Source organism: Nostoc sp. (assembly GCF_036917315.1).
GTDB lineage: Bacteria > Cyanobacteriota > Cyanobacteriia > Cyanobacteriales > Nostocaceae > Nostoc.
The window spans coordinates 51,563-74,230 of the sequence record NZ_JBALDR010000040.1 but is presented as its reverse complement, the minus strand read 5'-3'; the positions used below and the strand labels follow the sequence as shown (position 1 = coordinate 74,230).

Here is a 22,668-nt window from a genome sequence, read left to right as displayed (position 1 = left end):
AGAGTTGACTACAAATTCTAGTTTTAGAAACCTAAAAGATCAGTTCCTTCCTGAACGCAAAGAAGCTCTGCTGGCTCGGATGGCGAACCGCATCCGGCAATCGCTGAACCTGCAAGAGATTTTGGATGCAACTGTCGTCGAGTTGCGGGCATTCTTGCAAACCGACCGGACTAAGGTCTACCGCTTCGATCGCGACGGGCATGGACACGTTGTTGCCGAAGCCAGCGCCCCCAACCGCCTGCCTTCTTTGCTGGGATTACACTATCCAGCTGATGATATTCCGCCCCAAGCACGGGCTTTGTTTGTCAAAGCACGTACCCGCTCCATTGTCAATGTCAGCGAACAGCGAATTATCCTCAACTCGCTGCCGACTCCCAAAACAACGGCAATCGGCGACTTGACCGTTGAAGAAGTGCAAGAGCAACCCCTCGAAGATATTTTAAGCCGTCCGGTAGACCCCTGCCATGTAGACTATCTCACCCAGATGGGTGTGCAATCTTCTCTGGTAGTGCCAATAATTTATCAACAGGAACTCTGGGGGCTATTAATCTCTCATCATGCCGAACCCAGAGAGATAACATCTGAGGATTTGCTGGTCGTCCAATTGCTCGCTGACCAGGTTTCACTGGCAATTACCCAGGCAAATCTGCTGAGTCAGGTACAGGAGCAGCAGCAGAGGGAAGCGATCGTTAATCAGATTGCCACTATGCTGCACGCGCCTCTGACCCCTGAAGAGATTTTGCATAACGTTCTGGAGCAAGCAGTCAAAGCTTCTGGCAGTTCTGGAGGAAGGTTGTACCTAACTTCCCCGGATGAGGCTTTACCAGCCCATCTTTATACTTACGGAAATCAGCCGGCTCCATCCGAGCAAGAGCTTCCACACTTACTAGAAAATCATCCCCTTTGGCAAGAGGTAGGGGAAACTCCTGCTCCCATCGACACCGCCTTAACCCAAGAAGGTAAACCTGCCCTGCGAGTCGTAATTAATCTTCAGCAAGAACCGCGTCTGCACCAACTGATTGAATCTTTCCAGACCACACCGATTCGGGGTTTGATTGTTCAACCGTTGTATTATGGTAAAGAATTCCTGGGGTATCTAACATTCTTTCGCGACCAAATCGGCACAAAAAATCTCTGGCCAGGCTATGAGGAAGCCGATGAACGCCAACAGCGACCCCGCCAGTCAATGGCGCAATGGCAGGCGATCAAACAAGATAAAGCTCATCCCTGGAGCATCGAAGAGATGGAACTCATCCAGTCTTTGAACATTCACCTATCGCTGGCCGTGCTGCAAAACCGCCTCTATCACCGCGAACGTCAGCAACGCCTGATAGTTGAGATGCACAACGAAGCTCTCTCTCATGCCCGAGCTGCCGCCGAAGAGGTGAGTCGCCTCAAGAGCAACTTCTTGGCTTCTACCAGCCACGAACTGCGAACCCCTTTGGCCTCGACCTTAAACTATTTAAAGTTGCTCAAAGAACGCCTTTATGAAGACGAAGATGAGTTGCGCGAATATATAGACGGCGCTTACCAATCGACGCAAAATCTGGTTACTATCATTAACGATGTGCTTGACATTGCCAAGATTGAAGACGGGCGCATAGCTTTAGATTTAGAGACAGTTTATCTGCAACAGCTTTTACAAGAGCAATGTTTCCTCTCAGGTGCCGAAAGCCGCTACAAGGCAATTCCTCTGACACTCGACTGTGAAATTGAGACTGTTTTCGCCGACAAGATCAAAGTCCGTCAGGTGATGACAAACTTGCTGGATAACGCCTTCAAATTCACCGATGAGGGTCAAATCGATGTCCGGGCTGTTGTCGATAGTACTGGGACAATGGCTCAAATCTCGGTACACGACACAGGTATCGGCATTGAGATGGAAAATTCAGAGCAACTGTTTTCCCCATTTGTGCAAGCTGATGGTTCTGCCCAGCGCTCCTACGGGGGCACCGGCTTAGGGCTGACTATCTGCAAGCGATTAGTGGAACTGATGGGTGGTAAGATATGGCTTGAAAGCCCTGGACTTGGGCAGGGAAACACGGTGATTTTTACCCTGCCTCTAAACGAAGAAAGTCAGGTAGGAAGTCAGGGTTCTCTAATTGAGGGCCAAGTCCCTAGCTTTTAGCTAGGGACTTGGCCCTTGGAAGATATTTCACCTGACTATAAAAAATATGGGTATTTTCATGGATTTTAATATTTGGACGGCAATTAAAATCACCTGTACCTTACTCTCATTGGATGTAGACGCTTCCACAGCATGGAGGTTTTAGTAACAATCTTGAACATCCTGCTGGTTGAAGATAATCAACTCTTAGCTAAGGGAACCGCCAAACTAATCGAACGTTTGGGGGGTCATCAGGTGTTTATTACTGCTGAACCAAAAGAGATATTCCAACAATGCGAAGCGGGGGCAGTAGAACTGGTGATTATGGATATCAATTTGCCAGGAGCTAGGTGGGAAGGACAAAAAGTCGATGGCTCCATCCTGTCGCGCCATTTAAAGGCACAGTGGAAACAGTTACCAATTATCCTAGTGACGGCTTACACCATGCCCGCCGATCAACATCTCCTGTTGTCCCAATCTGGGGCTGACAGTTGCTATACCAAACCCATAACTGACTACGATGCCTTTTTGGATATGATTAGTCTTCTTGGTCAAAAAAGGAATTGAATCTCCATGTACAAGCTGGCGATTTTGGATGATGACGAACACTGGTGCCGCATCGTTCAACGCTTTCTGAAGCAACAATATGCTATAGCAACGTATAAGTCAGTGTCTAGTTTCTTGTGGGAGTTAGAGGAACTAAACCAGTATGATATATTTCTGGTCGATTTTGTGCTGCCTACGGCTCGGTATGAGCTAAATACAGATGGCATGGAAATTGTTACCGCTCTTAAGCGCCACTTGCCTCGTTCTCCTGTAGTCATCCTCGTCACGGCTTACATGAGCAAAAATGAGTTAGAGGTGCATGGCAAACAAATGTGTCCAGAAGCAGACGGATTTTTTGCCAAGGATGCTGGACTAGAATTATTGGCTCACCAAATTAAGCGGCTGCTCACACCAGGTACAACTGAGGATAGTTAACGGGAAAAGTACTTAGGATTTTCTGAGTTTCGCTTGTTCTCAATTGATAGGACTTACGCACGAGTTACAGAATAACAAACCGCAGAGGCGCAGAGTACACGGAGAAATAAGAGTTTGAGAGTTTTTTTGCGTCAGCCTAATTGAACTTAAAAGGGGTTTGATGCGATGCGATCGCATCACAGTGCATAAATCTAAAATCAACTGGAAATTGTTTTATCCATTGTGTAATATTAGTACAGAACGTAAATTTTGTATATTTTTAGCAATTTGTACAAAAATTACATTTGAGCATCAATTATTTAATTTTGTGAGGCGCTATGACTGCCATAAGTGCAACAGAAGCTCGCGCAAACTTCCAAGAGCTTATTAATCGTGCTGAGTATAAGGGCGAGCGGATTATAATTCAGCGTCATGGTAAAGCTGCTGTAGCAATTATTGGTCTTGATGATTTGAAATTGCTTGAAGCTGTTGAAGATGCTATTGATTCAGAAACACTTCGTCGTGCAATTGAGGAAAATGATGGGTTTACTACCTTAGAGGCAATTAGTGCCAAGCGTGGAAATGAGTGAACGCTACAGTTTGAGAATTGCTAAGACTGCGGAAAAGGATTTGTTGGATTTGCAAGCGAAACTTTACAAACAGGTTGTATCTAAAATCCTTTCGCTTCAAGGCAATTCTCGACCTCAAGATTGCAAAGCCTTGAAAGGCTATGAGGGTGGTTATCGTGTCGATCAAGGTGAATATAGAATTCTCTACACAATTGATGAAGAAAGTAAATTGATTGATGTTTTTCGTGTTGGTAAGCGAAATGATGGTGAACTCTACAAAAATTTGTAATCGGACTTTACTCCATAGACTTCTTTTCTCTCGTTCCCATGTAGAGCATGAGAACGAAGAACTCCAAACTTTTAACTTAACTCTTAACTTCTAACTCCCCAAACTTAGGACTCCACCACCCTTTTTGTGTGCTGAAATAAGCCACATCTTTATGTTTGGTATCCTTACGAGATTGTGAATTAGAACATCGCAACATTGTCTTACTCTGCCCCTCTTTGATGTAGCTGTACTCTTCTAAAGGTTTCTTACATACTGGGCAGGGATATGCTGTCATTTTCACGGGAGGCTTTTGTTGATTTTCAGCTTGGATTGTTTTAGCTTGTGGTGGCTGCCAAGTTTTGTTAAAGTCGCTCCAAAACAACACGACATTTTCACAACCTTTTGTGCATTTGAGAAAATATTTCTTTTTGACCTTAGTACTCGGAATTTTGGCAAGAAAATTTTTGCATTCAGGGCATCGAGTCTTGGAAGTTTCGTATTTGCGATCGCTTATCACATTAGCTTTACCTGTTGGGGAACTCGCAACTACAGTTTTAGCTTTGGAAAGTGCTGGTACAAAATAATTCTGATTCCAACTAGTTAAATAATGCTGCCAAGAGTTTTTTCCTTCAGAAATTGCATCAAGGGCATCCTCCATTTTCGCTGTGAATTCTGCCTCTAGTAAATCAGGCAGTGCTTTGAGCAAAAACGCATCAACTTCTAACCCTAACGCTGTCGGTTGCAGATGGTCTTTTTTCAACTCAACATAATTTCGTTTTTTTAAAGTAGCAATAGTAGGAGCATAGGTACTTGGGCGACCAATTCCTTTGCGTTCCATCAATTGCACTAATTTTGGTTCGCTATAACGGGGTGGTGGCTGCGTCTGCTTCTTTTCATGTCCAGCATTCTCCAGTTTTAATGCTTGTCCCTGTTGTAATGAAGGTAAAACACTATCCTTACTGAGATTATTCCAGTACCGGGCATAACCGTAAAATTCAATTACTTGCCCTCTAGCTGACCAAAGTAGAGAACCAGACTGAGTAATCACAAGAGTTTTACGCAATTGGGCAGCACGACACTGAGAAGCAATTGAGCGTTTCCAAATCATCACATACAAATTAAACTCATCATCAGGAAGTTCTAAGCGCAATTGAACTGAGGGACGAAACACATCAGTTGGACGAATCGCTTCATGTGCTTCTTGAGCCGATTTGCTACTGCGATGCTTGGCCACTTGCGACGGTACATTCTGCGGGTCATTTTGCTCTAACCATTTACGGGCGCTGGCACAAAATTCTGGACTCAGCATTACTGAATCTGTTCGCATATATGTTATCAACCCAGCCTCATAGAGCTTTTGGGCAACAATCATAGTTTTGTCGGGAGCAAACCTCAGCTTTGAACCGGCTGCTTGCTGAAGGCTGGAAGTTGTAAATGGTGGAGGTGGCTGGCGGTTAACGATTTTTCCTTCAAAATGAATCACCTGATGAGGATGTCGCTGTGCTTCTTCAACTAAACGTGTTGCCTCTGCTTCGGAAAGAACGCGTTTGGATTCCGGTGTTTCTGGACTATTACCTACCTTCGCGTCATCGTGAGTTTCAGTTTCTTGGTCTGCTGCATCTTTTGCAGAATCGACCGTCCCTTTGTAAAAAGCCCGAAATCCTTCAGCATAATCTACCCAGACACTCCAGTAATCTTGGGGGACAAACGCCAGAATTTCGTTTTCTCGCTGACAAATCAAGTGCAACGTCGCGCTTTGGACTCTGCCAACACTCTTAGCGCCGTTATTCAATGCCCAAACTAACGGGCTACCCTTGTAACCCACCAACTTATCTAGGCAATCTCGGCACAGTCCAGCACCGATTAAATTTTGGTCTAGCTTTCTAGGATTAGCGATCGCACTCTGTACCGCCGATGCTGTAATCTCAGTATAAATTACTCGTTTCGGTTCCCTTAAACCCAGCGTTTCTTTAAGATGCCAAGCGATTGTCTCACCTTCCCGGTCTGGGTCAGTTGCTAAGACAACTTCATCAACCTGCCTCACCGCAGACTTGAGCTTCTGGATTGTTTCTTTTGCTCGTTGGTCACGCGGAACGTAATTGCACCGCACATTACTGCCGTCCATGACGAAGCCCAAGGAATCGTCCCCTTCATTGCTGAGTTCTCGGATGTGGCCACAACTGGCTAGAACTTTCCAATCCGAACCCAGAATTTGACTGAGTTTTTTGACTTTTCCGGGAGACTCGACGACAAGCAGGCGTTTGATCATAGCAACTGCATTCTTGATTCTGAGTAATACACTGGCAATTGCAAATTGCGATCGCCTATTCTCGTGATATGGATTTTCTAAAATACTGTACCAAAAAGCTTGGGAGATTGCTCAACTCAGTTTAGAGGAAATGATGCCTGATTGTGCGATCGCTGTTGGAACTGTCTCAACTATTATGATTTTAGCCTCAACAACTTAGTTATACAGGGGAAAATCTCTAGCAAGATGCCGCAGGGTGTGCCGAGTACCCTTCGGTAACGCCTAAAAGCCAACTGACAACCAGAATTTTCTAAGAAAGAGGACACAAAAGAATGTTACTCTGTGTTTCCTGTGCTTTCCAGAGAAAGATAGAAGTTAGAATTAAAGCCATGAAGCCAATGGCTATAGGACTAGATGACTATGCGAATTAAGCAAATTTCCGTCAGTGGCTTATTTGGAATCTTTGACCATGTGATTCCATTGAACATGGATGAACGAATCACCATTATTCATGGCCCAAATGGTTTTGGTAAAACAGCCATATTAAGAATTTTGAATAGTTTTTTTAACTCTCGATACGCAGAATTGAGAGCTATCCCGTTTAGAAATTTTAGAGTAGAATTTGATGATACTACTAGTGTTGAAATAATCAAAAACTCTGATAATGCAGAAGACTCAGAAACGAATAATATTGGTTTCAACTTTTATAATCATGATTCAAAACCAGCTTATTTTGCTTTAAAGCAACCTGATAGAGAAGTTTTTATTAGTTATGGTTCAGATGATAGTATAAGAGAACAAATATATCCTCTAATATTTAGGGGTTATTCTACTGAAAAAACTCTTTCTTTAGAAGACTCTGTAGAGGTTTATGATAGTTTCTCTTCTTCAAAATTGAAGTTAAAAGAAGAACCTGATTGGCTAGAAAAATTGAAAGACAATATTCATATTCGCCTCATTGAATCACAACGGTTGCTTAATGTTGTTCCTAACCGTTCTTCCAGACGGTCTGTTGAAACACCTTCAATGTTGTCAACTGTATCTGCCTATTCTGATGAACTTGCTAAACTGATGCAAGATAAATTTAAGGAATACGGTACAACATCTCAATCTCTTGACAGAACTTTTCCAGTTAGAGTAGTTAAGCAACAGCCATCCACAGATTTAACAGATGAACAACTTCGTCATCAACTATACGAACTTGAAGCGACTCGCTCTCGTCTCATAGAAGTAGGTCTTTTGGATAAAGATGAAGATGCAGAATTTCAAATTCAGCCTCAAGATATAGATGAAAGTACTAAAAATGCTTTAGCGGTATATGTTGAAGATGTGGGAAAGAAGCTGAGTGTTTTTGCTGAAATAGCAACTAAAATTGATTTATTAAGGAAAATTATTAATAATAAGTTTGCCTATTCTTACAAAGAGATAAACTTTAGTAAAGAAAAGGGATTCGTTGTCACAACAAGTTATGGTTCCTCATTATCTAATTCAAAAACTCTTTTGCCAACAGATTTATCATCTGGAGAGCAACATGAGTTAGTTCTTCTCTATGAACTACTATTTAAAGTTAAACCTAACTCTCTAGTTTTAATTGATGAGCCGGAATTATCTCTTCATGTAGGTTGGCAAGTTCAGTTTTTAAAGGATTTACAAGACATCACACAGCTTGCAGATTTAAATATACTAATGGCTACTCATTCACCAGATATAATTCAAGATCGCTGGGATTTGACGGTTGAACTGAAAGGGCCACAAAAGTGAGATATTTTCTAACAGTTGACCGTGTTGCTAACCAAATACGATTACGACGAAGCACATATACTGGAACTTTCTTATTAGTGGAAGGAAGTTCTGATAAAACTTTCTATAAGCGATTTGTTGACCAATTAGTTTGTGAGTTAGTCGAAACATCAGGAAAACCCTCTAGTAAACAGCGTGCTATTGAAATTTTAAAAATTTTGGAACACTCAAATTTTCAGGGAGTTTTAGCGATTGTTGATGCAGATTTTGATCGCCTTGAAACTTTGTTATACACCAGTCCTAATCTTCTTTACACTGACAGCCATGACCTTGAAACTATGCTGATTAACTCACCAGCATTTAACAAAGTACTCGCTGAATTTGGTTCTGAAGAGAAAATTGCTCAGTTTAATCGAGACGTAAAATCAGTAGTAGTTGAAAATGGGATGTCGGTAGGTTATTTGCTTTGGATCTCTAAATGTGACGGATTAAACCTAACCTTTGAGGGTATTACATTTAGCAAGTTTCTTAATGAGCAAACTTTACAAATTGATGAACTCAAGCTGATTCAGGAAATTAAGAATAAATCCCAAGCTTTCTCTTTGAACGAGAAAAATCTGCAAGAACGGCTAAAGAGTCAGAAAAGCAATAACCACGATCCTTGGCAAATTTGCTGTGGTCATCATTTGGTGGAAATTCTGTCGCTTGGTTTACGCAAAGCACTTGGCTCTAACAAAGCTGCTGATGTTGAACCGAACAGTCTTGAGCGTAGTTTGCGGCTTGCTTATGAAGAAATTTACTTTCACCAGACACAACTCTACTTGGACATTCGTAAATGGGAAAGCAACAATCAGCCATTTAGGGTTTTGCGGAATGACACATAAATACCAAATTCGGAAACTATGTACAATATTGTTATTTTTGACACGCCAGCGTTTGAAGAGTGTTGGTGTCGGTAGAAAATCAGGCGATCGCACTTCCTGTTCTTTCTATCAGGTTGACTTACAGCAGTAATTAGCGAGAATTGATACCGTCCGCGCCATAAGTATTTGCGTAGGCGTAGCCCGTCGTAGACATCGCTTGATCTTAAATTGAAGGTTAAAAAACCCAGCTTCTCTATCAAAACCGGGTTTTTAAGTAATTTTTAATTTATTTATGAGCAGTACAACAGGGCAATAAAGGCTTATTTACAACTTCTTTTATCTCTACTGAATTTAAAAAATCTTCCCAATATTTCTGAACTTCGGGATCGTTAGGACGCTGGCGGCGTAAATTAGCTAAAGTTCTCAGAGCATCTTCCCAAAACCCAGCTGTGGCGAATAAAACTGCACGATCTAAGTCTGTGTTTGGTTGGTTTAGCTGAAGAGATAGGTTTTCATCTTGCGATCGCACAATTGTACCTTCTACATAAGAGTCTTTATCGCGGTTATTAGAATCGCAAATCATCGAAAAAGTCCAATTGTACTCTTTACCGATTTGTAGAGATGGCTGATCGACAGGTACGTTTACACTAACAATACCATTCTGCCCAACAGGTTTGAAAATTCCCTTATACAAGGGGTCAATGCTATCACCATCCCGCAAAACAAATTCTAGTGCTTGCACTGTTGCCGAGGTTTGAGGAACGTAGAAAAAGAATGTGGGACGTTCTGCTGTAGTGCGTTGAGCTTCCTTATCTGTTGGTGTCAGGGGAATAAGATATTGTCCAGTTTGAAAGCAACTTCCTCGTGTTCCTGCTGACCTTACTCTACCAGGTCTACCTGGGACAAAGGCGATACGATTTCTACCGCGTTGAATGTAACCTGTAACATTTCTAATTGCAGAAGTAGCGTATCTATCTCCAGGACGTAGCCGCTCTGCTTGCTGAAAATTCAATAAAGCTTTTCTATAGTTTCTCCGTTTGGTTTCATTATAACCAAGCTGCATATATTGGGTGTAAGCAGATTTTGCTTGTGCTAGTTGGTAAACTGACTCTGTTGCCAAAACCTGAGTAATGCTTACAGGCTCGAAGGGTAGAAATGCTAAAGCAGCAAGCAGATAACTTGCACAAAATCTATATTTCATGATGTTTATGTTTACTTGTAGTACATTATTTGGGTATATATAATACAATAGCTTAAGCTTTACAGTGACAAGACTTTATGTGTGCTACTTTCTGGGAAGGCTGAGGTAGTATTGTAATTTTTTTTCACAACAAAATTCCCAACTTTTTTCAGAAGTTGGGAATCTTAACCTTTGCATTTTCAGTAGTCTAAAGTTGATAGACTATTAGCTTTTGCCTATTCCTTAATAAACATCTGGTGAAATTAAAGATGCGTTATCCAGAACACCTTGTAGAGACGTAGTACTGTTACGTCTCTACATTATTTCTCACTTATATTTTTAATGAGGTACAGCCAATTGTTCATCGGCTACCTGAACATGATCGGCAACAATTTTGCGGAATGCATCACCTTCAATTGTTTCCTGTTCTGCTAGCAAATCTACTAAACGCTCCAAAACTACGCGGTTTTCTTCCAACAGTTCTTTGGCCTTAATGTAGGAATTGCTAACAATTTCGCGCACTTGTGAATCAATTTTGGCAGCAATTTCTTCAGAGTAGTCTGATTTATTCATCCAGTCACGTCCTAAAAATACCTCTCCACTCTGATTTTCCAAGGACAATGGGCCTAATTCTGACATCCCGAAGCGTGTCACCATCTGCCGCGCCATCCCTGTAACGTGTTGCAAATCATTGCTTGCGCCTGTGGTCACTTCTGGCTTACCAAAAACGATTTCCTCGGCGGCGCGACCACCTAAAGTAGCAGTAATCCGGGATTTGAGTTGAGAACGCGAAATTAACCCCTGTTCTTCGTTGGGAGTAAACCAAGTTAATCCCAGTGCTTGTCCCCGTGGAATCAATGTAACTTTCTGCACAGGATCGTGGTCTTTGAGCAATGTGCCTACTAAAGCGTGTCCAACTTCATGATAGGCAATCAAGCGCTTGCTCTTGCTGTCTACTAAGGCGGTACCTTCCATACCTGCAACAACTCGGTCTACAGCAGCATCAATTTCTAAAAGAGTGACAGCTTCTTTACGTCTTCTAGCGGTGAGAATGGCGGCTTCGTTGAGTAAGTTAGCTAAATCTGCGCCAGTAAAACCAGGAGTGCGGCGAGCGATCGCTTCTAATGATACGCTAGGATCGATTTTCTTATTCCGCGCGTGGACTTGCAAAATTTCTAGTCGTCCTTTGAGATCGGGTGGATCGACCATGACTTGTCTGTCAAAACGTCCCGGTCTGAGTAAGGCTGTATCTAAAACATCTGGGCGGTTTGTGGCAGCAATAATAATGATACCTGTGTTACCTTCAAAACCATCCATTTCGGTGAGCAGTTGGTTGAGGGTTTGTTCGCGCTCGTCGTTACCGCCACCGATCCCAGCACCCCGTTGTCTGCCTACTGCGTCAATTTCATCGATAAATATTAGACAAGGGGCATTATCTTTAGCTTTCTTGAAAAGGTCGCGCACGCGAGATGCACCCACACCTACGAACATTTCCACAAATTCTGAACCGGAAATACTGAAGAATGGTACACCGGCTTCACCTGCGATCGCTTTTGCTAGTAAAGTTTTACCAGTACCAGGAGGGCCAATTAACAGCACACCTTTGGGAATCCGTGCGCCTACAGCAGTAAATCTTTCCGGCTGTTTCAGGAAAGTCACAACTTCTTCCAGTTCTTCTTTAGCTTCTTCAACCCCAGCGACATCTTCAAATTTCACTCCAGTCTTTGCCTCCATTTGGAAGCGAGCTTTGGATTTACCGAAATTCATCGCTTGGCTAGAAGCATTAGTAGAGCGCCGGAGGAACAACAGCATTAAAGCCACCAGTGGCAAAATCCACATCAAGTTGATCAACAGTCCAACAGCAGCTCGACTGTTCGCAGAGGAAACTTCCCCAAAATCAACATTCTTGTCTTTGAGAATGTTGATTAACTCTGTGTTTTGCGCCAAAAGTCTCACCTGTTGCGGTGGTGTATTATCTTTTTGCCCCTTGAGATAAACCTTTGCTAGCTGTTCGGTTTCGTCAAGCTCTACTTTCTCAACTTCTCCCGCCTTCACTTTCTTGATCAAGTCGCCATAATTTAGCGAGGCGGTTTCTGCCTTTTGTGCCATGACAGGAGTACTTCCGAAAATTCCTGGCAACATAATCAAACTAGCAGCAATTGCACCAACCCAAGCAACGCGCTTTGAGGACTGCCTTTTTATCAATGCTTTTTTTCCCGAATTTGTCATAATAATTACCCTTTGTCTGCTGGCACAAGTTAAGCGCTGGTTTTATGCCTATTCTTCTATCAAAAATTGTAATAACTGGAAATTACACTTTTCTTATCTAGTCTAACTTCCTCACAAAAGCATTCCCAAGTTTCTTCAGGCTATTACATAAAGTTGAGCGAGGGTTAGCTAGTATGCAGCTATTAAGACTGGGCATTTGGTACAAGAAGCAGAGGGGAAAGACTTACTACAACTTCTCCTCTGCTCCTCTGCTTCCCCAATCCCCAATCCCCAGTAGATATTAATTTGACACATTCCAGCACAAATCGCTAAGATAAACATAGTCATAACGATTCCGCTTTTTAAGAAATCTGACGATAGTAGCTAGTTAATAGTTTATGGGTTAATTATGGTGAAAATTATTGGCATCGGTGGCAGTTTAAGACCCAACTCTTATACCCAGCTTGCTTTAGAAGTCGCAGCGCAAAGGGTTGAAGCTGTAGGCGCAGAGGTAGAAATTCTCGATTTACGGCAGTTGCAGCTACCATTTTGCACTGGCGCAAAGGAGTATCCAGAGTATCCAGATGTTCAGCGGTTGCAAGAAACAGTTAGTCAGTCCGATGGGTTAATTTTAGCGACACCTGAGTATCATGGTGGCGTTAGTGGTGTCCTAAAAAATGCCTTAGATTTGATGAGTTTTGACCAACTGTCTGATAAAGTAGCAGGATTTATTAGTGTTTTGGGTGGTCAGTCTAATAGCAACGCTCTAAACGAACTACGGTTAATTACCAGATGGGTGCATTGTTGGTCTATCCCTGAACAAATTGCGATCGGACAAGCTTGGGGTGCATTCAGTTCTGAAGGCAAACTAGTAGATGAGAAGCTTTCTCAAAGATTCGATCAATTTGCTCAAAGTTTAGTTGATAACACTCGCAAGCTGCGGGGCGTAAATTAATGGTAGGGTGGGCAAAGCTAGGCCCACCCTCGCAAACTCAAAACTTAATGATGGTGGTGGTGATGATGGTGATCCCCAGCGAGTTGAGGATTAACTGCCACACTTTGTTCTGATAACAACTCTGCTATATGAGTATCAGCCCATTGCGCCACCATTGCCAAGAATTCTGGATGGTCGTTGACGCAAGCCATTTGCACGTAGTTCGTGCCAGGGTGCTGTTTCTCTAAAGCGTGGATGATATGGTGTACATCCAATAGAGTTTCGTGGTTTTCTGTGGCAAAGCCAATTGGCATAAAAATTACCACTTTCGCACCCAATTGAATCAGGTTATTAGCAGCTTGCTCTGCATTTGGCTGCGTCCAATCAATTAGGGGTGTGTCATGATTCAGCCAACCCACCGAGATTAACGGATAGCGGTTAATCAACTTATCCCGAACTAAATCGTACATTGCTTCACTTTCGGCAATCCCAGAAGTAAAGCCTTTAGCTTTGTGGGGACAGCCGTGATTCATTAACACTATGCCGATTTGAGAAGGGAGATAAGCTCCGGCTAACTCAGCAATTTTCTCTTCAACCAGATGAGCCATCAAATCGATATAAGCTGGTTCGTTGAAGAAAGAAGGAATGTAACGCTGTGCTTTAACCCAGTGTTCCTCACCATCAGTCAACTCAACTAGAGCGTTGTTAACTTGCTCGATCGCAATCCCACTGGTAAAGATAGAATCAACAACCAGCAATGGGTAGATTAGCAGCTTCTCAAAGCCTTGATTTTTGATTTCTGCCAAGACTTGATTGGGTAGAAAAGGGGCGCAGAAGTTGAAAGCTTTGAAAACTTGAACCTTATCGCCCCATTTTTCTTGTAAATTCTTCTCAATCCCAGCACGCTGCTGTTCAAAAATGGCATTGTGTGGGGAGATAAAATCGTGGTGTGTGTGTCCCCACTCGTGGCGGTCAAATAGCGCCAGAAGCTTTGCCAGAGGAGGATAAATCCAGGTTGGTACTGGTGCGAATTTTGCTGTCAGTAGATTTAAAGCCTGTTCGTTATAGTTGGCGAAATCTTCGTAGCTTTCGACTTCGCCGTAGCCCATAAGCAGTACGGCTACACGGTCTTTACCTGATAGATGCTCGTGGGTGTGTTGTACTTTTTCCGGCGTGGCAACCACAATTAGTTCCTCAATATAACCAGAGTGCAGAGAAATATAAAGTCAGGGAATAGTTTGCACATTTTCCCTACTTGTAACTTATTATCCCATCCAGGGGGATAGGATAGGTGGGAAAATCAAGATAATACATCAAAAGACATACAAAGCTTACGTGGGGCATTGGGCATCCCTTTCCTGCGGGACGCTCAGGGCAAGTAGGCATGGAAAATTGAACCAATGCCAATACGGTTCGGTTAAGCCAAGAGACGTGATAAATCGCCGTCAAGACGAAGGATTGATTATTGTAGAGACGGCGATTTATCGCGTCTTTGTGATTTAAAATTTTTATCAAAAAACCCTAACCGAACCATTTCTACGGCATTATTATATTCAGTTACGGCATAATTATAAAATCTTCTAGCGGCAGAAAGTTGTTCTTCTACTTCACTCAAAGAAAGAATATTGCAATTGGATAAAATGCTCCTTTGTTTTTAATTTTGGATATGCTTCCAGTACTAGTATAATATTGCTTAACATTCTCGAAATTTGGTCTTCTAGAGCAACTCGGCTATTGTCACTTAAATTTTTTAAAGTTGCTCTACTTCTGAGCCTGTTAATTTCTATCAATGTTTTTTGCTCAAATTGCATATACATTTGAGCTAAGGTAACAAGTCTAGGTATCAAATCGTTTCTTTTTTGCAGAATCACATCAACAGTAGAAAATGCATTACTAACTTGATTCTTTTTTTGGATCAAACTATTATATTGAATTGAGCAAGAAAAATAATTAAAATTAAAATAACAAAACTGATTGTTAAGATAAACATTTGATTGATAAGATTAATCTAATATTATTTTTAATGCAAATTAAGAGATTTTTAAAATAATATTAAATTCGGAAAAATATATGAAGAGGCTATAATTTAGTAAGTAAAAACAAGGTAATATATAAGAATATTACTTGATTTTTGAAAAAGCTCTGTACATCGGAAGAGTAAAAAAATCAAAGGTAATGTTACAGATGAATATAATTATTTGCCCTGGAATTCATGAGCCAGAGTTAAGTGAAAGCTTTAGAGTCGGATTGTTAGATTTAGTTTCTAATGGCGCGATACCTGCGGTGAGCTACGCGATCGCACACAATCCACCAAATATACTGATTTATCCGGGTAAAGATGTTTTTGTTTTATCAGCATTGCACATTTTGCAGTTTTTGCGCGATTGCTTGACCGGCTCTTTAAAATCACCAATTATATTCATTAGCTTTAGTGCTGGTGTAGTCGGGGCAATAGGGGCAGCGCATTTGTGGCAACTCTTGGGTGGTCGTGTCAAAGCGTTTATTGCTATAGATGGATGGGGAGTACCACTACAGGGGAATTTCCCTATTCATCGGATGAGTCATGATTATTTCACTCATTGGAGTTCATGTTTGCTAGGTTGTGGGCAAAATAACTTTTATGCAGAGCCAGCAGTGGATCATTTGTGCATTTGGAAATCTCCCCAAACTGTACAAGGCTGTTGGGTAGATTCATCCATTGAGATTATTCCACCCAAAGGTCGTCTGACAGCAGCTGAATTTTTGCTTATGCTGTTAAAACGCTATGAAGCAAATTAATCCGGACAATGGAGTAAGTACACAGGAGTTAAGAGTGAGGAGTCTGGAATCAGCATTTATTCTTTGCTCTGCCCAATGCCCAATGCCCCATCTACCCAAAAAAAGTATCTAAATGTTTCCAACTGAACCAGCTGCTGTTAATAACGGGTTTGGCGCACTGCTAAAAAACCGTGGTTTTATGCTTCTGTGGATTGGGCAACTGCTGTCCCAGTTAGCAGATAAGGTTTTCTTCGTTTTGCTGATTGCTCTCTTGGAGAACTACCCACCGCTTCCAGGGTTGGCACAAAACTCGATGTACTCAACCTTAATGCTGTCGTTTACAATCCCAGCAATTTTGTTCGGCTCTGCTGGTGGCATCTTTGTTGACCGCTTGCCAAAAAAGCTGATTATGGTCGGCTCAGATGTCGTGCGGGGAATATTAACGCTGTGTCTTCCCTTGTTACCACGACACTTCTTGATTCTGTTAATCCTGACTTTTGCCATTTCCACGGTGACGCAGTTTTTTGCACCAGCTGAACAAGCAGCTATTCCCTTGTTGGTGAAGCGAGAGAATTTGTTGGCAGCCAATGCGCTGTTTACCAGCACGATGATGGGAGCTTTAATTGTTGGTTTTGCCATTGGAGAGCCGATTTTGAGTTTGGCGAAAAGCTGGATGGGAGAAGAATACGGTCAAGAGCTTGTGGTTGGTGGATTATACATATTATCGGCTGCGATCATGCAGCCAATTAAGTTTAAAGAACCCAAACAATCGAGAGAACATCGGGCATCAAATCACCCTTGGGCTGAATTCACCGAAAGCCTCCGCTATCTCAAGAAAAACCCTTTGATCTTGAACGCCATGCTGCAACTGACAACCTTATATTGTGTGTTTGCAGCCTTAACAGTGCTGACGATTCGATTAGCTGAGGAGTTTGGTCTTAAAGAAAAACAATTTGGTTTTTTCTTGGCAGCAGCAGGCGTAGGTATGGTCTTTGGTGCGGCAATTTTAGGTCATTGGGGTGATAAATTGCATCACAAGCCTCTACCTTTAATTGGGTTTTTGATGATGGCACTAGTTTTAGGAGTGTTCACTTTTACGCACAACTTGTTGCTGGCGCTAGGACTCTGTGCATTTTTGGGTGTAGGTGCTGCCTTAATTGGTGTCCCCATGCAAACTTTAATTCAACAGCAAACACCACCGACCATGCACGGTAAAGTATTTGGCTTTCAAAATCATGCTGTGAACATCGCTCTGGCATTACCTCTGGCGATTACTGGGCCATTAACTGATGCTCTGGGCTTGCGATTTGTGCTGGTAGCAATGAGTATTGTTGTCGTAGTTGTCGGTGTTTGGGCTTGGAAAAATACCCGCAATGTCTTGCAAGACGTAATTTAGCTAATGTAAGCTAAGAATCTAACTTTATATTTAATATAAAAATTAATAAGATTTTGATTGAAGTTTTCAATTAAAATGAAATCTTAACTACAGAATTCAGCATTAACTTTAGCTATAGTCTGAGGTTTGACCGTGCGATCGCTTTCCCCAATTAGTCTCCCACAAATCGAGAATCACAAACAGTCTCGTGCTTCTAGTCCGCCAGTCGTGCCCAAACGTGCATCTGGCGGTTTTGCTCTGCTTGACAGCCTTCATCGCCACGGCGTTGATTATATTTTTGGTTATCCTGGTGGGGCAATTCTACCAATTTACGACGACCTGTATAAGGTGGTAGCAACTGGTGCTATGAAGCACATTCTCGTGAGACACGAGCAAGGCGCAGCCCACGCCGCTGATGGTTATGCCCGTGCTACAGGCAAAGTAGGAGTATGCTTTGGTACTTCTGGCCCAGGAGCAACTAACTTGGTGACAGGCATCGCCACAGCTTACATGGATTCAATCCCGATGGTCGTGGTTACAGGACAGGTAGCACGTCCGTCTATTGGTACAGATGCGTTTCAGGAAACCGATATTTACGGGATTACCCTACCAATCGTGAAGCACTCTTATGTGGTGCGCGATCCCAAAGATATGGCGCGAATTGTCGCCGAAGCCTTCCACATCGCTAGTACTGGGCGTCCGGGGCCAGTTTTGATAGATGTCCCCAAAGATGTAGCTTTAGAAGAATTTGACTATGTGCCTGTGAAACCAGGTTCAGTGAAGTTACGCGGTTATCGTCCCACTGTAAAGGGAAATCCCCGGCAGATTAATGCCGCCATCCAGTTGATTACTGAAAGTCGCCGTCCGCTATTGTATGTTGGTGGTGGTGCGATCGCAGCTGGTGCCCATGAAGAAATCAAACAACTAGCTGAATTATTCGATATCCCTGTCACCACAACCTTAATGGGGATCGGTGCCTTTGACGAACATCATCCCCTAGCTTTGGGAATGTTGGGGATGCACGGCACTGCTTACGCTAACTTTGCGGTTAGTGATTGTGACTTGCTAATTTGCGTTGGCGCTAGATTTGACGATCGCGTTACAGGCAAGTTAGACGAATTCGCCTCCCGCGCCAAAGTAATTCACATCGACATCGATCCCGCAGAAGTCGGCAAAAACCGCATTCCCGAAGTGCCCATCGTCGGCGATGTGCGGAATGTGTTAGTAGACTTATTGCGTCGCTGTAAAGAAACAGGCGTTAAGGCTACACCAAATCAAAACCAAGAGTGGTTGAATTTAGTTAACCGTTGGCGCGAAGAGTATCCTCTCATCGTGCCGCAGCATACCGACAGCATTTCACCCCAAGAAGTAATTGTAGAAGTCAATAGCCAAGCACCCAACGCTTTCTACACCACAGATGTCGGACAACATCAAATGTGGGCAGCACAATTCCTGAAGAATGGCCCAAGGCGCTGGATTTCTAGCGCTGGTTTGGGAACGATGGGTTTTGGCTTACCTGCGGCAATGGGCGCGAAAGTGGCGTTTCCTGATGAAGAAGTCATCTGTATTAGCGGTGATGCTAGTTTCCAAATGTGTTTACAGGAACTAGGAACAATTTCACAGTATGGAATAAATGTCAAGACAATAATTATCAACAACGGCTGGCAAGGGATGGTGCGCCAGTGGCAGCAAGCCTTCTATGGTGAGCGTTACTCATGCTCCGATATGGAAGTAGGGATGCCAGATGTAGAGTTATTGGGACAAGCTTATGGCATTAAAGGCATGGTAATCAGCGATCGCAGTCAATTAAAAGATGCGATCGCCGAAATGCTAGCACACAAAGGGCCAGTAATCTTAAATGTCCACGTCACCAGAGACGAAAACTGCTATCCAATGGTAGCCCCTGGTAAGAGCAACGCTCAAATGGTCGGTTTGCAGAAGCAAGCGCCGAAAGCGGCATCCGAGCCAGTGTATTGTAGCAACTGCAATGCCAAAAATGCTCCTACCCACAACTTCTGCGCTGAGTGTGGGACGAAGCTGTAATGCTTTTTGATAATTCAAGACCAGAGAAGAGATAGTGGGGGCAAGGATAAGGGGAGAAAGATTCAGGAATATCCCCCTAGTTCCTGCCCCCTTTCCTCTTGCGTAGGTGTCGCTTAATCTTCCAGATTAGGTTGAGGTCAAAAGATATTTCCTAAGTAATTTACTAAATCGCTTTGACTGTTGAAATCTAACAGCGCCTCAGCTAACTTTTCTAGTTGAGTAATCGATTTACATAAATCATAAAAATCTCATTTTAATTAATTGTTATCTGTCTTATCTAAATAGGAATGGGTTGTAGTTTAAGGATGTCTACAGCTAAACTCATATCGAGCAAACCTAAATCATCGTGGGTTTATATTCCAATACGCTTGGGTTAAGAAGAATAGTAGGTTCGGTTGAGCAACAGCGAAACCCAACAAAGCGTTGATAATGTTGGGTTTCGTTCCTCAACCCAACCTACGCCAGTTTTAGTTTTTAGCCTTAACCCAAGCGTATTGGTTTATATTCTCAATAACTTAATATAGTCAAACTTAGCGTACATTGCTGAAATATACACGCATTTATTAATGAAAACTATTTTATCAAACTTAGGCTTTATTAAAAGTTCATGTACTTTTTGCTTTAATTAGTTAAATATGCGAGTTAGAGTTGATTTTATATAAATCAGTTTTGTCAAAAAGTTCAGTAACATTCCTCTTTTATTAACAAGTTAAATATTACTAGAATATTAATGGTTGTGCTGGCTTAGTTGATTAAAAAACGTCAATTATTCCAGGTGTATCTATTTCTAACTCTCTTTCAGGTAGATTTAGTAGTCTTAAAATAATCGCTTTCTTTCTTTTACAAAAGAGAGTTTAGCTTCCCCTTGATTGAGGGAGGTTAGATTGTTGTTAGCGAATTAATGTACTAAGCATTAATAGTCTATTCATTTAGAAATCGCTGTGTTCAAGTTTTCTTGGGCAACAGCGTCATGATTTCTATTGGAAAATTGCAGTTTTATTTCTAACTGAGAACAAACACAACTTTTTTAAGCTTTGAAGATTTATCAACCCATTTTACCAATCTCCATGCAACAATATATTTCTCATTTGGTCATACTGGCATTAGGAACAAGTTCAACTTTCCTCATTACTCCATGTCAAGCTCAAACTCCGGTAAAAACCAACAGTCAAAATCCTGAGAATGTTAGTTCCATATCTTCAAGTTCACCTTCGGCTACAAAATTAAGTGATTTTGCCAATTCTACTAATAGCAAACCACCTCTCCTTTCTGAAGCAGCTAATAATTCTTCTGCTACTAATGCCAATATAACAGCAAATAAACCTCGTCCACGGGTTCCTATATCCAGCAGAATTTTTCCCACCTCTTCGATGCAGCAATAATTAGCAGCTAAACATTTAGTTTATCGTAAAGGGTTTAAGACCCCAACCATTACATGTAGCACCCATTTCAGTCAGGGTTTAAATCCCCGTCTGAAATTTATTTAATTTTGAATTTTGAATTGTTAATTGCTTGGGTTGATCGGATTTTGCATTCATACGTTATCTACAATGTACATAATCTAGTGAAAATACTACCCCAGCAAGAGGGATTCTAATTGTTCTCTCTTGTTGGGGTGGGACGAATATCATCTGGGTAGGCAAATTTTGCATTTGTGCAAGAAGTCTAATATACTTTGCCCTCTCTCCTTTTAGAAGAGAGGCTTTGAGTGTTACTCCCTAACGCTTGTAGACAAGGGCTGTTTTTGTTAGGTATATATTGGACTCAACTGAGAACCACTATATATATGAGGCTTACTCTGATTTGCTTTATGCTTGCAGCTGACAGAGCAGTAAACCAAACCATTGATTTGGATCTGTCCACACATGAAGAGGTAATAAACCTTGTGCGTTTAGTTGCTGTTTAATGGTATTAAGATCAAATTTGCGGGAAATTTCGGTGAGGATAGTCTCACCTAGTGCAAAATTAACCTTAAGATTAAGAGCGCGTAATTCTACAATTTGCGATCGCAAGCTGCGTAAATGCATTTCTATTTGATGCTCGCTTTCATTGTAAAATGCTTGGTGTTCAAACTGGGTGGTGTCAAAATTCCCCTCAAACCGCTGATTTAAGTGTTCCAGCATATTGAGGTTAAATGCAGCTGTTACTCCCTGGCTGTCGTTATAAGCTGGTTCCAAAATCTGTTTTGGCTTTCGTAAATCTATCCCCAATAAAAAATATTCACCTACTTGTAGAGCATTGGTAATTTGAGAGAAGAACACATCACACTCATCAGGGGTAAGATTACCTAAGCTGCTACCAATAAAACAAATCATCCGACTGGGTAATTGCGTTGGTAGGAGTTTTGCAAGGGCTAATTCATAGGTTCCCGCTAGTGCATAAACTTGGAGTAAAGGATAATCTTCTAATAACTGCTTGGCACTACTTTCCAACATACCTGTAGATACATCAATTGGCAGGTAGTGCAGAGGATAGCTTAGTTGCTGGTAGGCATCTAGTAAAATGCGGGTTTTACTAGAACTACCACTGCCAAGTTCTACCAATTCACAAACGCCAGTTATCTTGGCAATTTCACCAGCATACTGCTGTAAAATCGTTGTTTCTGTGCGTGTAAGATAATATTCTGGTAAATCGCAGATTTGCTCAAACAGATTGGAACCACGGTCATCATAAAAGTAACTAGGGGGTAGAGATTTAGGTGTTTGAGTTAATCCCTTCACTACATCACTCCCAGCACTAGGTGCAACTATTTGAGTCGCTCCTATCAAACGCTCTATCTGCAAGCGTTTTTTAACGCTGCTTTGAGAAGTAACCTTGCTGTTAACAACTTTAGATATCGACATGAAACCTCCGTTTGCTTGGCGTAATAGGTTACTTTGATAGCAGACCTTTACCCCAATCAGTGAAACACATAGCCATAGTTAATAAAATCATGCTTGAGCAATATAGCTCAAGCTTTCAAGCTATTTTTCCGTATTTTTCCATTAAAATAGTAGCAAGTAAGTGCTTAAGTGCTATGTTCTTGCAGCGATAAAGATTTGATATAGGCAATATGCCCCAAGTACCAGCAAATAGCAGATCATGTCAGAATGAGGTTGACTAGAGAATGTAGCTTCGTCATATCTGGAATAGCGCAAAAGTTTTCGAGCGACATTTATCGAAGGCTGGAGAAATAGCCTCTTTCACGCTAAATTTGCTCAATTTGAATCTCACAGTCAGCTCCCACACTAATGATGCTATTTTCTGGGCAAGCAATCCAATTACCTAGAAATAGAGGTTCAGACGCAATAATTACGGACTGTGGGAAAGTCGGATCGTCTCGTATCCAGTAAAGAGATGGAGGCGGTGAAGTGGTAGCAAAACGAGAAGCTATTAAACGCCCAAACTCTTCTCAATTGATGAAGAAACCAATCACA

Annotated in this window: 21 protein-coding genes and 1 pseudogene; 12 read left to right on the top strand and 10 right to left on the bottom strand. The window is 42.0% G+C overall.

Annotation, left to right across the window (positions count from 1 at the left end):
• The first annotated feature begins 4 nt into the window (after nt 1–4).
• From V7K84_RS17770 to V7K84_RS17750, 5 genes are all read left to right on the top strand, one after another.
• Nucleotides 5–2,128 (top strand): sensor histidine kinase, encoded by a 2,124-nt coding sequence (locus V7K84_RS17770; RefSeq protein ID WP_334839915.1) that lies wholly within the window; start codon nt 5–7, stop codon nt 2,126–2,128.
• A 153-nt stretch (nt 2,129–2,281) separates the two neighbouring features.
• Nucleotides 2,282–2,674, top strand: coding sequence for a response regulator (locus tag V7K84_RS17765; RefSeq protein WP_334839914.1), 393 nt, complete (start codon nt 2,282–2,284; stop codon nt 2,672–2,674).
• Nucleotides 2,675–2,680: 6 nt separating this feature from the next.
• Nucleotides 2,681–3,088 carry a response regulator gene (locus tag V7K84_RS17760; RefSeq protein ID WP_334839912.1) on the top strand — a complete coding sequence of 136 codons (408 nt, stop codon included), beginning with the start codon at nt 2,681–2,683 and terminating at the stop codon, nt 3,086–3,088.
• 317 nt (nt 3,089–3,405) lie between these two features.
• A complete protein-coding gene (locus V7K84_RS17755; RefSeq protein ID WP_298916813.1) occupies nt 3,406–3,657 on the top strand; it encodes a type II toxin-antitoxin system Phd/YefM family antitoxin in 252 nt (83 codons plus the stop codon).
• Nucleotides 3,650–3,925, top strand: coding sequence for a type II toxin-antitoxin system RelE family toxin (locus tag V7K84_RS17750; protein ID WP_334840001.1), 276 nt, complete (start codon nt 3,650–3,652; stop codon nt 3,923–3,925). Before V7K84_RS17755 ends, V7K84_RS17750 begins: the two co-directional genes overlap by 8 nt.
• Nucleotides 3,926–4,001: 76 nt before the next feature.
• On the opposite strand, the gene topA is transcribed toward V7K84_RS17750, so the two are convergent.
• Nucleotides 4,002–6,173: a type I DNA topoisomerase gene (gene topA / locus V7K84_RS17745; RefSeq protein WP_334839910.1), complete on the bottom strand. Its 2,172-nt coding sequence runs from the start codon at nt 6,171–6,173 to the stop codon at nt 4,002–4,004.
• Between the two features lie 399 nt (nt 6,174–6,572).
• Here topA and V7K84_RS17740 point away from each other — a divergent pair, with 399 nt between their 5' ends.
• From V7K84_RS17740 to V7K84_RS17730, 3 genes are read left to right on the top strand one after another with little or no spacing between them, the layout of a single operon-like run.
• Nucleotides 6,573–7,913: an AAA family ATPase gene (locus tag V7K84_RS17740; RefSeq protein ID WP_334839908.1), complete on the top strand. Its 1,341-nt coding sequence runs from the start codon at nt 6,573–6,575 to the stop codon at nt 7,911–7,913.
• Entirely contained in the window at nt 7,910–8,776 is an 867-nt protein-coding gene (locus V7K84_RS17735; RefSeq protein WP_334839907.1) for a DUF4435 domain-containing protein, read from the top strand. The genes V7K84_RS17740 and V7K84_RS17735 overlap by 4 nt, the downstream gene beginning before the upstream one ends.
• Nucleotides 8,766–8,906 (top strand): hypothetical protein, encoded by a 141-nt coding sequence (locus tag V7K84_RS17730; protein ID WP_334839905.1) that lies wholly within the window; start codon nt 8,766–8,768, stop codon nt 8,904–8,906. Before V7K84_RS17735 ends, V7K84_RS17730 begins: the two co-directional genes overlap by 11 nt.
• Before the next feature lie 135 nt (nt 8,907–9,041).
• On the opposite strand, the gene V7K84_RS17725 is transcribed toward V7K84_RS17730, so the two are convergent.
• Nucleotides 9,042–9,956: a DUF928 domain-containing protein gene (locus V7K84_RS17725; RefSeq protein WP_334839903.1), complete on the bottom strand. Its 915-nt coding sequence runs from the start codon at nt 9,954–9,956 to the stop codon at nt 9,042–9,044.
• Nucleotides 9,957–10,274: 318 nt separating this feature from the next.
• Nucleotides 10,275–12,164 (bottom strand): ATP-dependent zinc metalloprotease FtsH, encoded by a 1,890-nt coding sequence (ftsH, locus tag V7K84_RS17720; RefSeq protein WP_334839901.1) that lies wholly within the window; start codon nt 12,162–12,164, stop codon nt 10,275–10,277.
• A gap of 388 nt (nt 12,165–12,552) precedes the next feature.
• On the opposite strand from ftsH, the gene V7K84_RS17715 reads away from it, so the two are divergent.
• Entirely contained in the window at nt 12,553–13,098 is a 546-nt protein-coding gene (locus V7K84_RS17715) for an NADPH-dependent FMN reductase (RefSeq protein ID WP_334839899.1), read from the top strand.
• A 44-nt stretch (nt 13,099–13,142) separates the two neighbouring features.
• Here the strand turns inward: V7K84_RS17715 and V7K84_RS17710 are convergent, their stop codons facing one another.
• The 3 genes from V7K84_RS17710 to V7K84_RS17700 form a co-directional block, all read right to left on the bottom strand.
• Complete coding sequence (locus tag V7K84_RS17710) at nt 13,143–14,261, bottom strand: ferrochelatase (RefSeq protein WP_334839897.1); 1,119 nt, start codon at nt 14,259–14,261, stop codon at nt 13,143–13,145.
• Between the two features lie 278 nt (nt 14,262–14,539).
• Nucleotides 14,540–14,692 (bottom strand): LemA family protein, encoded by a 153-nt coding sequence (locus V7K84_RS17705; protein WP_334839896.1) that lies wholly within the window; start codon nt 14,690–14,692, stop codon nt 14,540–14,542.
• Nucleotides 14,685–14,996 carry a LemA family protein gene (locus tag V7K84_RS17700; protein ID WP_334839894.1) on the bottom strand — a complete coding sequence of 104 codons (312 nt, stop codon included), beginning with the start codon at nt 14,994–14,996 and terminating at the stop codon, nt 14,685–14,687. Before V7K84_RS17700 ends, V7K84_RS17705 begins: the two co-directional genes overlap by 8 nt.
• A 265-nt stretch (nt 14,997–15,261) precedes the next feature.
• Between V7K84_RS17700 and V7K84_RS17695 the strand changes: the two genes are divergently transcribed.
• The 3 genes from V7K84_RS17695 to ilvB all read left to right on the top strand — a co-directional run bounded on the left by V7K84_RS17695 (nt 15,262) and on the right by ilvB (nt 19,252).
• A complete protein-coding gene (locus tag V7K84_RS17695) occupies nt 15,262–15,855 on the top strand; it encodes a hypothetical protein (RefSeq protein WP_334839892.1) in 594 nt (197 codons plus the stop codon).
• 112 nt (nt 15,856–15,967) lie between these two features.
• Complete coding sequence (locus V7K84_RS17690) at nt 15,968–17,230, top strand: MFS transporter (protein ID WP_334839890.1); 1,263 nt, start codon at nt 15,968–15,970, stop codon at nt 17,228–17,230.
• A gap of 126 nt (nt 17,231–17,356) precedes the next feature.
• Nucleotides 17,357–19,252, top strand: a complete 1,896-nt coding sequence (gene ilvB, locus V7K84_RS17685) for a biosynthetic-type acetolactate synthase large subunit (protein WP_334839888.1) — start codon at nt 17,357–17,359, stop codon at nt 19,250–19,252.
• A gap of 137 nt (nt 19,253–19,389) precedes the next feature.
• Here ilvB and V7K84_RS17680 read toward each other — a convergent pair whose 3' ends face one another.
• From V7K84_RS17680 to V7K84_RS17665, 4 genes and pseudogenes are all read right to left on the bottom strand, one after another.
• The gene (locus tag V7K84_RS17680) at nt 19,390–19,476 is read right to left on the bottom strand and encodes a DUF4351 domain-containing protein (RefSeq protein WP_334840000.1); all 87 of its coding nucleotides are present in this window, start codon (nt 19,474–19,476) and stop codon (nt 19,390–19,392) included.
• A 944-nt stretch (nt 19,477–20,420) separates the two neighbouring features.
• Nucleotides 20,421–20,615, bottom strand: a complete 195-nt coding sequence (locus tag V7K84_RS17675) for a hypothetical protein (RefSeq protein WP_334839887.1) — start codon at nt 20,613–20,615, stop codon at nt 20,421–20,423.
• Nucleotides 20,616–21,060: 445 nt separating this feature from the next.
• Nucleotides 21,061–22,095, bottom strand: a complete 1,035-nt coding sequence (egtD, locus tag V7K84_RS17670) for an L-histidine N(alpha)-methyltransferase (protein WP_334839886.1) — start codon at nt 22,093–22,095, stop codon at nt 21,061–21,063.
• Nucleotides 22,096–22,439: 344 nt separating this feature from the next.
• Nucleotides 22,440–22,631: pseudogene (locus V7K84_RS17665) on the bottom strand (class II glutamine amidotransferase); the annotation flags it as partial.
• Nucleotides 22,632–22,668: the final 37 nt, after the last annotated feature.

Excerpts from the sequence above, each read along its gene's own strand:
- V7K84_RS17760 (WP_334839912.1), top strand. The coding sequence starts at position 2,681 with ATGTACAAGCTGGCGATTTTGGATGATGACGAACACTGGTGCCGCATC.
- V7K84_RS17755 (WP_298916813.1), top strand. The coding sequence starts at position 3,406 with ATGACTGCCATAAGTGCAACAGAAGCTCGCGCAAACTTCCAAGAGCTT.
- V7K84_RS17750 (WP_334840001.1), top strand. The coding sequence starts at position 3,650 with ATGAGTGAACGCTACAGTTTGAGAATTGCTAAGACTGCGGAAAAGGAT.
- topA (WP_334839910.1), bottom strand. The coding sequence starts at position 6,173 with ATGATCAAACGCCTGCTTGTCGTCGAGTCTCCCGGAAAAGTCAAAAAA.
- V7K84_RS17740 (WP_334839908.1), top strand. The coding sequence starts at position 6,573 with ATGCGAATTAAGCAAATTTCCGTCAGTGGCTTATTTGGAATCTTTGAC.
- V7K84_RS17730 (WP_334839905.1), top strand. The coding sequence starts at position 8,766 with ATGACACATAAATACCAAATTCGGAAACTATGTACAATATTGTTATTT.
- V7K84_RS17725 (WP_334839903.1), bottom strand. The coding sequence starts at position 9,956 with ATGAAATATAGATTTTGTGCAAGTTATCTGCTTGCTGCTTTAGCATTT.
- ftsH (WP_334839901.1), bottom strand. The coding sequence starts at position 12,164 with ATGACAAATTCGGGAAAAAAAGCATTGATAAAAAGGCAGTCCTCAAAG.
- V7K84_RS17715 (WP_334839899.1), top strand. The coding sequence starts at position 12,553 with ATGGTGAAAATTATTGGCATCGGTGGCAGTTTAAGACCCAACTCTTAT.
- V7K84_RS17695 (WP_334839892.1), top strand. The coding sequence starts at position 15,262 with ATGAATATAATTATTTGCCCTGGAATTCATGAGCCAGAGTTAAGTGAA.
- V7K84_RS17690 (WP_334839890.1), top strand. The coding sequence starts at position 15,968 with ATGTTTCCAACTGAACCAGCTGCTGTTAATAACGGGTTTGGCGCACTG.
- egtD (WP_334839886.1), bottom strand. The coding sequence starts at position 22,095 with ATGTCGATATCTAAAGTTGTTAACAGCAAGGTTACTTCTCAAAGCAGC.